Origin of the sequence: Mogibacterium timidum ATCC 33093 (assembly GCF_000525775.1) — a bacterium.
In the GTDB taxonomy this organism is placed as follows: domain Bacteria; phylum Bacillota; class Clostridia; order Peptostreptococcales; family Anaerovoracaceae; genus Mogibacterium; species Mogibacterium timidum.
Window position 1 is genome coordinate 61,361 of record NZ_JALU01000027.1, and the last position, 11,130, is coordinate 72,490.

At 38.5% G+C, this 11,130-nt stretch carries 11 protein-coding genes; 9 read left to right on the plus strand and 2 right to left on the minus strand.

Annotation, left to right across the window (positions count from 1 at the left end):
- The first annotated feature begins 119 nt into the window (after positions 1-119).
- A complete protein-coding gene (gene guaA, locus HMPREF0581_RS07510; protein WP_036381932.1) occupies positions 120-1,661 on the plus strand; it encodes a glutamine-hydrolyzing GMP synthase in 1,542 nt (513 codons plus the stop codon).
- Between the two features lie 183 nt (positions 1,662-1,844).
- Here the strand turns inward: guaA and rhuM are convergent, their stop codons facing one another.
- Positions 1,845-2,783 (minus strand): RhuM family protein, encoded by a 939-nt coding sequence (gene rhuM / locus HMPREF0581_RS07515; RefSeq protein ID WP_036381934.1) that lies wholly within the window; start codon positions 2,781-2,783, stop codon positions 1,845-1,847.
- Positions 2,784-2,796: 13 nt separating this feature from the next.
- Positions 2,797-3,852 carry a DUF6076 domain-containing protein gene (locus tag HMPREF0581_RS07520; protein ID WP_242835206.1) on the minus strand — a complete coding sequence of 352 codons (1,056 nt, stop codon included), beginning with the start codon at positions 3,850-3,852 and terminating at the stop codon, positions 2,797-2,799.
- A gap of 237 nt (positions 3,853-4,089) precedes the next feature.
- On the opposite strand from HMPREF0581_RS07520, the gene HMPREF0581_RS07525 reads away from it, so the two are divergent.
- The 8 genes from HMPREF0581_RS07525 (at position 4,090) to tnpA (ending at position 11,004) form a co-directional block, all read left to right on the plus strand.
- Positions 4,090-4,299, plus strand: a complete 210-nt coding sequence (locus HMPREF0581_RS07525; RefSeq protein WP_207637017.1) for a hypothetical protein — start codon at positions 4,090-4,092, stop codon at positions 4,297-4,299.
- Positions 4,300-5,382 carry a site-specific integrase gene (locus HMPREF0581_RS07530; protein ID WP_330371676.1) on the plus strand — a complete coding sequence of 361 codons (1,083 nt, stop codon included), beginning with the start codon at positions 4,300-4,302 and terminating at the stop codon, positions 5,380-5,382.
- Entirely contained in the window at positions 5,375-5,758 is a 384-nt protein-coding gene (locus HMPREF0581_RS07535; protein ID WP_036381940.1) for a hypothetical protein, read from the plus strand. The genes HMPREF0581_RS07530 and HMPREF0581_RS07535 overlap by 8 nt, the downstream gene beginning before the upstream one ends.
- A gap of 107 nt (positions 5,759-5,865) precedes the next feature.
- On the plus strand, positions 5,866-6,795 hold the full coding sequence (locus tag HMPREF0581_RS07540; protein WP_036381943.1) for a DNA primase: 930 nt from the start codon (positions 5,866-5,868) through the stop codon (positions 6,793-6,795).
- Positions 6,704-8,179, plus strand: coding sequence for a virulence-associated E family protein (locus HMPREF0581_RS07545; protein WP_242835207.1), 1,476 nt, complete (start codon positions 6,704-6,706; stop codon positions 8,177-8,179). The genes HMPREF0581_RS07540 and HMPREF0581_RS07545 overlap by 92 nt, the downstream gene beginning before the upstream one ends.
- A 410-nt stretch (positions 8,180-8,589) precedes the next feature.
- On the plus strand, positions 8,590-8,880 hold the full coding sequence (locus tag HMPREF0581_RS07550; protein ID WP_242835208.1) for a mobilization protein: 291 nt from the start codon (positions 8,590-8,592) through the stop codon (positions 8,878-8,880).
- Positions 8,880-10,328, plus strand: coding sequence for a relaxase/mobilization nuclease domain-containing protein (locus HMPREF0581_RS07555; RefSeq protein ID WP_036381953.1), 1,449 nt, complete (start codon positions 8,880-8,882; stop codon positions 10,326-10,328). The genes HMPREF0581_RS07550 and HMPREF0581_RS07555 overlap by 1 nt, the downstream gene beginning before the upstream one ends.
- A 211-nt stretch (positions 10,329-10,539) precedes the next feature.
- Positions 10,540-11,004: an IS200/IS605 family transposase gene (gene tnpA / locus HMPREF0581_RS07560; protein WP_036379574.1), complete on the plus strand. Its 465-nt coding sequence runs from the start codon at positions 10,540-10,542 to the stop codon at positions 11,002-11,004.
- Positions 11,005-11,130 lie beyond the last annotated feature (126 nt).

The window sequence follows — 11,130 nt, forward strand, 5'->3', positions numbered from 1 at the left end:
CAGCGAAGCGAACATTTTCAGTTGTTCTATGTGACATTAGGATTACCGTGCTTTAATATTAAGTCCGATTCCTGATACAAGGATAACAGTGTCGCAATAGTAAGACGTTAGGAGCGACAATGGCTAACAAGATATTAATTATCGATTTCGGCGGACAGTACAATCAGCTCATCGCCCGCAGGGTTCGTGAACTGGGCGTGTACTCGGAGGTTCGTAATTTTGACGGACTCACTGTAGACAAGATCAAGGATTTTGACCCATGTGGAATCATCTTTACCGGCGGACCTCAGTCCGCATATGGTGAGGGGGCTCCGGCTATTGACAAAGGTGTGTTTGAGCTCGGACTGCCAATCCTCGGCATCTGCTACGGAGCGCAGCTTATGGCGCATATGCTCGGCGGCAAGATCGGAACAGCGCCAACGAGCGAATACGGCCGTACGGAGACTGCGGTAGACTGCAAGGACGGCCTTTTTGCAGGAGTGAACGACAACACAGTAGTGTGGATGAGCCACACGGACTACATCAGCGAGGTGCCGGCCGGATTCACGGTTACAGCGCACACCGACAACTGTCCGGTTGCCGGCATGGAGGATGCTTCGCAAGGCTTCTACGCTGTGCAGTTCCATCCGGAGGTTAACCACACCGTTGAGGGGACGACGCTGCTCAGCAACTTCATCCTCGGTGTATGTAACTGCGATCAGGACTGGAAGATGGACTCGTTCGCAGAGAAGCAGATCGAGGCGGTTCGCGAGAAGGTTGGCGACGGCAAGGTGCTGCTCGCACTATCCGGTGGCGTTGATTCCAGCGTAGTTGCAGCGCTTCTGGCAAAGGCAATAGGCAAGCAGCTGACATGCGTATTTGTAGATCACGGTCTGCTCCGCAAGGACGAGGGCGACCAGGTTGAGTCGATTTTCGGCAGCGATGGCGTGTATGACATCAACTTCGTGCGTATAAATGCGCAGGAGAGATATTACGCTAAGCTTGCAGGTGTTACAGATCCGGAGACAAAGCGTAAGATTATCGGCGAAGAATTTATCAGAGTTTTTGAAGAGGAAGCCAAGAAGATCGGCGCAGTCGATTATCTGGCGCAGGGGACGATTTACCCGGATATCATCGAGAGCGGCCTCGGCAAATCAGCCGTAATCAAGTCGCACCACAACGTGGGCGGACTTCCCGACCACGTTGATTTCAAGGAGATAATCGAGCCACTGCGCATGCTGTTCAAGGACGAGGTGCGTGAACTGGGCAGAGAGCTCGGACTCCCGGACTATCTGGTAGATCGTCAGCCATTCCCGGGACCGGGACTAGGCATCAGAATCATCGGAGAGGTAACTGCAGAAAAGGTTAAAATCGTACAGGAGGCAGATGCAATCTATCGCGATGAGATAGCTAAGGCAGGCCTAGACAAGTCGATAAGCCAGTATTTTGCAGCTCTTACCAATATGAGGTCGGTTGGAGTTATGGGCGATTTCCGCACATATGACTATGCGGTGGCAATTCGTGCGGTCGAGACAGTGGATTTCATGACAGCAGAGGCCGTGGAGATACCGTGGTCGGTGCTGCAGAAGGTGATGAATAGAATAATCAATGAGGTGGATCATGTGAATCGCGTATTCTATGATCTGACATCCAAGCCACCGGGAACGGTGGAGCTGGAGTAGCCTAAGCACTCATCAGAACCATTGATATTACTGATTATTCTAAGGTTTCAAGTGGTTAGCTGAAGTACTTTTTCATAAGAAAAAAAGTGGTAAGCCACTTTTAAGAACAAATAATTAAGCCAACAGAGTGTAAATTCTGCCGGCTTTTTTTCTATCTGCGTAAACGGTTTAAGGAAGTATAATTTACCATGTTAAGAAGTTCATTACGATGTTGATCATGATTTCTTTTTCCTGGGGTTTTGATTCCGCTATAAGAAGCGTTAGGGCAACTAAGGTGCTATCCGACAGTATTTTCTTATTGTTTTTATAGAGAATTCGGTTCATATCCAGGAAATATAAAAATGTTGTAGCTGCAATTCTTTTGCATCCATCTACAAAAGGATGATCTTTGATGATAAAGTAAAGAAGGTTTGCTGCTTTTTCCTCTATTGACGGATAAGCCTCTTCTCCAAAAGCACTTTGATAGATGGAGTCGATGATTCCCTTTAATAGACCTTTCCCTTTTTCTTTTCCAAATATATCAGATGTTTTTGAATAGGACATTTTGGAGATTAGATTTCTACACTCTTCATAAGTAAGTTGATACACCTCATCGGAACTTATCTTAGGTTTGGTGATGGTTTGGTGATCATAGTCATCAAGCATCTCTAATGCGAGTGAATATTTCTTTACTACATCAAGAACCTTTTCGGCATCCAGATCAAGTACACCTGCTATGATATTCGACTGTATTTCTACTACTCTGTTCAGAGCAGCTAATCTTCTTTCGTTGACTGCGTACCCTTGCACAATATAGTCTTTTAAAATTTTATTCGCCCAGCGTCTAAATTCAACTCCTCGCGCTGATTTTACTCTATATCCGACTGAGATAATCATGTCGAGATTGTAGTATTCGACCTTATAAGTTTTGCCATCAGAGGCAGTTGTCGCAAATTTTGCGACAACTGAAGAATCAAGTTCTTCTTTAAGAGCGTTGTTTATGTGTTTTCCTATCGTTTTTACATCTCTATCAAATAAAACTGCCAGTTGGTTTCTATTTAGCCATACGGTTTCTTTATCTGGCGTTACTTCTACAGGAAGTTCTAATTCACCATTTTTATATATAATAATTTCATTGTGCATCCGTCTAATCCTCCTAACTGAGCAGTTTATCTGCCTCTATGATAAATGACTCAATAATTTTTTCTTTGGACTCACTATCATTTGAGGTATCATATTTAGAAGAAAACTCTTGGTGAAGTAATTTAATGTCGTCAAGTAGAGTCGTATCTTTATCTAAGCTTCCACGTCTTATTCTTCCATAAATTCTATTATAGTAAGTTGTAAATACTTGATACAAAGGGTTTTCAGCTTGCTTTTTCTTGTATATTTTTTTGCTGGCATATTCTTGGCACATTGAATTAGTGCCGGTAACTTTTCTTGTACAGTATTCTGCAAGACTTGAGTATCTTGCAACGAAAAATCTATCACAGTTTTTGCATTTACGAAGAGTCTGTTCCTTATGAATCAATACCTGAACCATCTGTTTTACAAACTTCGTCAAACTACCACAGGTCGGAAAAGATAATTCCTCATTCAACTTGCTTGGTAGGATCTTTATAATATCTTCCCATGAGTTCAATAGTTGATTTTCAGCATCTTTTATATAGGGATTCAGCTCATTTAAAATAAGATCATATCCCCTGTTTTGATTGTAAGCTTGATAAATCAATGCAATTTCGGATGTTGGCAGCTTTATTTTATACTCAGAAGAGATATTAAAAATGTCAAGAAGTTCCTGTTTCATTTGCTCTCTGTGTGCAAGTATATAACTGATATCGTTATACAGATTTACATAGGTGGTACTTGCTGAATCAAAGTCAATCTTGTATTTTCCATTGTATAAACCTTCTTTACAAATCAAGTATCGGAGAATTGTCCAAACATCGCCAAACAAAATATATAAAATAGGATACACCTCTGTAAGATCATTGAACAACTTCAAGTAAGAACTAATAAACTTCTTGGTGTCTTTTGTCAAATCAAAGTCGCTCTCATCCAAATCCAATTCATTGATTTCATCCTCTTCCTTCTCAATAAAGAGTAGTTTTCTAATCTCTGAAAAAGGAAGTTTTTCTGATGTAACATCTAAACCGAACAAGTTTAGGAGTAAAGAGAACTCCTCACTTTCATAAATCATATTCTGTTCCATAATTTCGTTGAAATCCGTTGGTAAATACTCAAAATAGATGCCCTCTTTATTTTGACTCAGAGTATAGAATGAACTCTGTAGTAATTTTGAGCTGATAATATCGTTATATGAAAACAATGTAAAAACCTCCTTTTCTCAATCTTTCTGATAAATCATAACACAAAATAACAAAAAACTCAATACAATCTCTTGACAAACAAAAAAAGGTGCGGTAATATAATGTCAAGAGATAGGAATATGGTCAAGATTGATAGAAAGGAGGATTATTTGTCTCAGATTACAATGTTAAGTGCAAAAGACGTGCAAAAAATTCTACAAGTTTCTCAGGCAAAAGCCTACGAGATTATTCGTAGTCTTAATGCTGAACTCAAAGAAAAAGGATTTTATGTATTACAAGGAAAAATCAATAAGGAGTATTTTGAAGAGAGATTTTATGGAAAGGGTTAGATGATAATGCCGGCTTATAAAGATAAAGAAAGAAATACTTGGTATTCCAGTTTTAAATATAAGGATTGGAGTGGTAAATCCAGAAGTAAAATAAAAAGAGGGTTTGCTACTAAAAAAGAGGCACAGAATTGGGAGAGCCAGTTTAAGCTGAGAGAATCACACGAATTAGATATGGGGTTTAATGAGTTTTACAAGTTGTATTTAGAGTACTGCGAAAAGCGTCTTAAAATAAATACAGTAAGAACGAAAGACCAGATATTTACTTTTCATATCTTGCCATTCTTTGAGGACAGGAGAATGAATGAGATTACTCCGGCTATGATAACTGCTTGGCAAAATATTTTATTAGATGAGAGAGATGATGAAGGCAGAAGCTACAGCATGACCTATCTCAAAACTATACACAATCAATTGAGTGCTATATTCAATCATGCCTGTAGATTCTATAATCTTCCAAAGAATCCGGCAAGAACTGTTGGAAACATGGGGAAAGAAGAGAGTGAGGAAGTTGAGTTTTGGACAGTTGAAGAATTTAATAGGTTCGTAGTAGCCGTTGAAGATAAACCGCATTCAAGCTTGGCATTTAGAATTCTTTTTTGGGGAGGACTCAGATTAGGAGAAATGTTGGCATTGACAGTAAAAGACTTCAACTTTGATGATAATACAATCAATATCAACAAGTCTTATCAGAGAATTGACCAAAAAGATATTATCACAACGCCTAAGACACCAAAAGCGGTAAGAGTAGTTTCAATGTCCAAGACTGTTATGGAAGAGGCTCAGAACTTAATCGCTTGCACTTATGGAGTCGGGAAAGAAGATAGGGTATTTACTTTCAGCAAATCATTTTTACATCACGAGATGAAAAGAGGATGTAAGGCTACTGGAGTGAAAAAGATAAAGGTTCATGCGTTAAGGCATTCTGCAATATCACTGCTGATAGAAAAAGGATTCAGTGTTGTGGATATTGGTAACAGGGTCGGGCACGAATCATCAGAAATCACTTTCAGATATGCCCATATGTTCCCTAATAAACAGCAAGAAATGAGAGAAATGTTGGAGGAGGTTATAGAAAATGTTTAGAAGCAAGTCATCAAGAGAAACAATGCGACAAATGGCTAAAAGAACGGAAAAAGAGCGTTTAGATAAGCTCAAGAAAAAAGAGAAGAACAGAAAAAGACCAAATACGATTGCTTTTAGGATGAGCGATGAGGAGCGAAGACTATTTGAAGACAGAGTTGCAATGAGCGGTTTATTAAAACAGGATTTTATTATACAGTCTCTGTTATTTTCAAATGTTCAGTTTCTTGGTAGTACAATTGCAATTAAAAAAATTGAAGAGCGATTGGTCGAAATTGAAATGATGATAAAAAGCGTTCAGAAGAAAAAAGAGTTGGATTCTGTGCTTATGGAGGAATTAAACACCATTATAGAGCTTATGCAAAATAAAAGCCTTTAGCCAAAAGACCAAAGGCAAAATGAAAGTACAACTTGGTATTTCATCCCTGACAAGATTATTTTATCAGGTTGTACTTCCGTTCTCAATAAAAATTTTAGGAGGTTACCATGATAAATAAGGAGAACTATCTACAAAATATTCCGCCGGAATTAAGTCAATATCAGCAATGGCTGTGGTTTAAGAGAATTGCAAAAGTGGACAAGTGTGGGAAAGAAAAAATTTCCAAAATACCCATCAGTCCAATCACATTAAAATCAGATGGTTGGAACGATAGAAAGCATTGGACAGATTTTGAAACAGCAGTTAAAAATTTAGAAAGTAGTGGCTCGGATGGATTGTCTTTTGCACTAAGTAAAGATGATCCATTTGTTTGTATCGACTTAGATCGAGTTGATGATAGCTTTGGAGATTTTCTATATGACTTCAGCAACACCTATCAAGAAGTCTCACAATCCGGGAGAGGTGTTCATATCTTTGCCAAAGGTGTAATTGCAAAAAACTTCAATAATCAAATCAAAAAAGTGGAGATGTATCAGGAAAACAGGTGCATTGCTATGACTGGAAATATCCAAAGGTTTGGGAATGTGTCTGTCAAAACCATTGAGCCAAAACAAAAAGAACTGGATAAATATTATAAATTATTTGCTCCGAAAGACAGCATTAAAGAAGCGATTAGAAACTATCAAAGGATGGATGATCGCCTTCCTGATTGCAACAAAGTTATAGAGATAATGTGCAGACATAATGCGAGGGTGAAGGCTTTGTTTGAAGGCGCGAGCACAAGCGGAGATTCAAGCAAAGATGATTTTGTACTTCTTCTTTTCCTAAACAGTTTTACACACGGCAATGCAGAAATGATGAAAGAAATCTTCCTGAGATCTGCACTGAATCGAATGGGAGATAAAAGCAAAAGAAATACGGAAGCAGGATATCTTAGATATTTGGATGAGAGTATTAGAAAAGCATTGCAGGGAGGCAATCAAAGATATTGGGATTATAACTATCACAGAAGAAAAGGAGGATATTCGCTTGAATAATTGGCTTACATTTGATGATGCGGAGCTTTCCGATTACTTGAATCGTGAGCTTGAAATCACAGAGAAGGGACAAGTCAAAGGTACAACTACCAATCTCATTACTGTGTTAGTAAATCCCTACTTTTGTAAGAGCAGAGAGATTTTATCTGGTAATATATTTTTTGATACTTGCAGCATGACGATTCAATTTTATGGATGGCTGAGAGGTGAAAAAAGTTCTGATTTGGAAATTCGAAAATGGAATGACCATATGACGAATATCCTCGGTGTCGAAATCGAGAGAGAGTTTGGAATCAAATATTCCAAAAGCCGTATGGAAGATGCAATCACTTTTGTCGCACATAAAAGAACCATAAATTTGCCGGCAATGTATATGAAATCCTTGACTTATGATTGCAAGGAATACATTTCGAAATTACTTTCAAAATATCTTGGGGCGGAAGAAAACGAGCTGAATTGCTGGATGATGAAACATATCTTGGTCGGTATGGTAAAACGGGTATTTCATCCGGGATGCAAGTTTGATGAACTGATGGTTTTGACAGGTTCTCAAGGTGTGGGAAAGACATCCTTTATTGAAAAGCTGGCATTATTTCCCGAATGGTATTGTTCCCTCAATAACATTAAGGGCAAGGATGCAGTCAGTAATTTGCTGGGGAAAGTTGTAGTAGAACTGGAGGAATTTGTGGCACTTAGAAACGCAAAGAGTGCCGATGAAGCGAAGCTCTTTATTTCTGCAAGAACAAGCACAGTAAGACTTCCGTATGAAAGGTTTTCAAGAGATGTAAAACGAACTTGTATCTTGATTGCAACCACAAACGATGCGACATTCTTGGGAGATTTTTCGGGAGAGCGAAGATACTTGCCGGTAAAAGTGGATATGGAAAAAATACAAATGCCGCTCAGGTATGATCCTGAAAAATTTCCTGTATTGGAAACTATCACAAGAGAAGAACATGCGGAAATGGTAAGTAGTGATTTCAAAGGAGCTATCGCAGAGGCTGTATATCTTTACGAAAACAAGTTGCACGATTTCTATTTACCGAAAGAATTGAGAAATGATCTGAACCTTGTCATTCAAACACACAAAAGTGAAAACCGACATGTCCAAAACTTCCTGGACTTTATGGAATGGAAAATGACAAAATCCGATACTCCGAATATCCTTTGTTCCGCAGAGTTTACAAGTAAGTATCCGGAAACGAATGAAAAAGTATTTTCTGAGCTGATGGCAAATGAGATGGCAGGAGAATGGATCTTAGAAGCTAATATGAAAAGCAAAAAGGTTAAGATTGACGGAGTGATTCGAGTCAGTAAAAAATTCTATAAAAGGACGATAACGCCAGATTTTGTGGAAGTGGAAGCCTCGGAGATACCATTTTAAGAGTTTTGAAAAAGTCCGCTACCGCTACTTTGCTACCGAGTTCAAAGGTAGTTTGGTAGTGGTAGCGATAACTTTCAAACTTCTATAAAACGAAACTTGGGTAGAATGAGAGTTATCGGTCTTGGTTACAATACGCCCTTATTCTTCTGTGATAGTCATAAGGGAGTAGAGTTCATTTTAATAAAAAGAATATGTTCAGAGAGATAGCAAGCATATACTTTTTGACCACAGTCCAAAAAGTAGGCTTGTAAGCTGGGAATTCAGCTTAACCAATTTTAGGGAGAACCCTAAGACCCCGAAAAAGAAAGGAGTGATGATAAATATCAAAAAGCGTAAATCGTAAAAACAATTGTACCGTTCATTTTATGGTGAACGAAGAAGATATGAAAAAATTAAATCGAAGGTTTGCAATGACCAATTTTAAGAGTAAGAGAGAGTTTTATCGAGACAGTATTTTCAAGAATAGGATCATTAGCATTGATTCATCCGGTGAGTTTCGAAAAGAACTGAGGGAGCTTTCTTCTCTTGTCAGTCGTAATTCAGCGAACTTAAATCAGATAGCAAAAGCGGTAAACAGCACAGGAATTATCTACAAAGATGATATAGAAATCATCAAACAAACCTTGCAAGGAGAACTTCTTTTCTTGTCCGAGCTTCGAGAAAAAGTTTCGGATTATATCATCAATGAGGTCATCAGCTGATGGCGGTTACGAAGATACATCCGATCAAGACTACACTAAAAAAAGCGATTGACTATATCTGCAATGGCGATAAAACGGATGATGAAATCTATGTTACTACCCATCTTTGTAGCAGAGAAAATGCCCACAAGGAATTTGAACTTACCAAGAAACAGTTTAACTCAAGAACCAAGACTTTAGCTCATCATCTGATTCAATCCTTTGTGCCGGAAGAAGTGAGTTTTGAAGAAGCCCATCAAGTGGGAGTAGAACTTTGCGAAAAGATTTTAGAGGGAAAATATGAGTATGTTTTAGCGACACATATCGATAAAGACCATATCCACAATCACATCATTTTTAATTCGATCGATGTGGATGAAGGTAAGATATATCATTCCTATTACGGCTCCTATATGAACATCAGGAATCAAAGCGACAAGCTATGTAAAGAGCATAATTTATCTGTTATCGACCAAGAAATACAAAGGGAAATCAATGAGATTAAGCGAAGAAAATTTGTAAGTTGGCATGATTGGAATGAGGATAAAAAAGGCAGTAGCTATAAGTCAAAGCTCCAATTTGATATTGATAGAAGTATTCAGCAGTCCGTCAACTGGCAGGACTTCTTATCTAAAATGGAACGGTATGGGTATGAAATTAAGTTTGGTAAACACATCGCTTTTAGAAGTAAAAATCAGCAGAGATTTACCCGAGCAAAGACGATCGGCGACAACTATATCGAAGAACGGATTAAAGATAGGATCCTGAATAAAGAGAAAGAGCTTGGCAATATCATCGATATTAAGAACAACGAAAAAGTGAAGTCAAGTAAAGGATATGAGCGTTGGGCTACGAAACATAATATGACGACCGCAGCAGGTACGATGATAGCGATTCGAGATAAGGGGTTTCATTCAATGACAGAGTTAGAATCTGAGATTAAGAGATTATCATCCCGAGCGAATCAGCTTAGAAAAGAGTTTAGAGATAAGGAATTTGAACTAAAGCGAATCAAGAAAATTACGAAACAACTTCAAATCTGCATCAATAAAAAAGCTCATTACGATGGATATAGAAAAAATCCGAATGATAAAATCTATATGGTGATGAATCGAAAAGATGTGGAAGCCTATCAGGAAGCTTTTTCGGAAGTAGAGATTTTTATAAAACAGTTTCCGCATCTAAAGAAAGAAATAATGGAAGGACTAAAACGAGGTGATGGAAAGTCGATCTTTAAAGAACTAAATCAGCATTCTAAGAGTCTCTACGACAAACAAAAAGAACTTGCAGAAGAACATGATAAGTTGCAAGAGAAGCGTAGTGAACTTGAGCTACTTAAGACAAATATCGATCAGTACCTCGGACACAAGGAGGAGCCTAAAAAAAGCATTCTTAAGCAGATAAAAAGGGAATCTGACAAATCTCCTGAAGTTAAATCAAAATCTCGAACGAAGGATATGGAGCGATAGAGGGAATGCACATGGCGAATAAAAATTTGTCATGTGCATTTTCTGTTGGTTCTGCTTTAGCAGAGGATTCGCCGAGCGATAGCGAGGTGAATCAATAAACCACCGGCTATGCCGGTGTGATTAGGATAGCTTTAGCTTCAAGAAAAATACCTCCAATGTTATCATGATGTTGGTTCGCCAACCATATCAAATAACAAAGGAGGTTGTCATCATGGATGACAAAAATACTCTAGCACACACAAGCTGGAGATGTAAATATCATATAGTATTTGCACCGAAGTATAGAAGAAAAGAAATATATGGGAAGTACCGAGTGGAAATAGGAAAGATGATAAGAATCCTATGCCAAAGAAAAGGTATCAACATTGTTGAGGCAGAGCTATGCCCTGACCATATACATATGCTTGTAGAAATACCGCCAAAGTATTCTGTGTCGCAAATAGTCGGATATTTGAAAGGGAAAAGTTCTCTTATGATATTCGATAAATTTGCAAATTTAAAATACAGGTATGGGAATAGACACTTTTGGTGCCGAGGGTACTATGTTGATACAGTAGGGAAAAACGAAAAGAAAATAGCTGAATACATACGTACACAACTTCAAGACGACATAGTAGATGATCAAATGACGCTGAAAGAGTATATTGATCCATTCACAGGAGAAAAGATGAAGTAGTCCTTTAGGACTTGTAGGAAAATACGTGCGGTTGGCGAATCTATTCAACGCATCTTAAGATGCAGCAGGTAAAAGGCCCTTATAGGGCCAAAACAAACCACCAGCTCAGCTGGTGGTCATGATTTG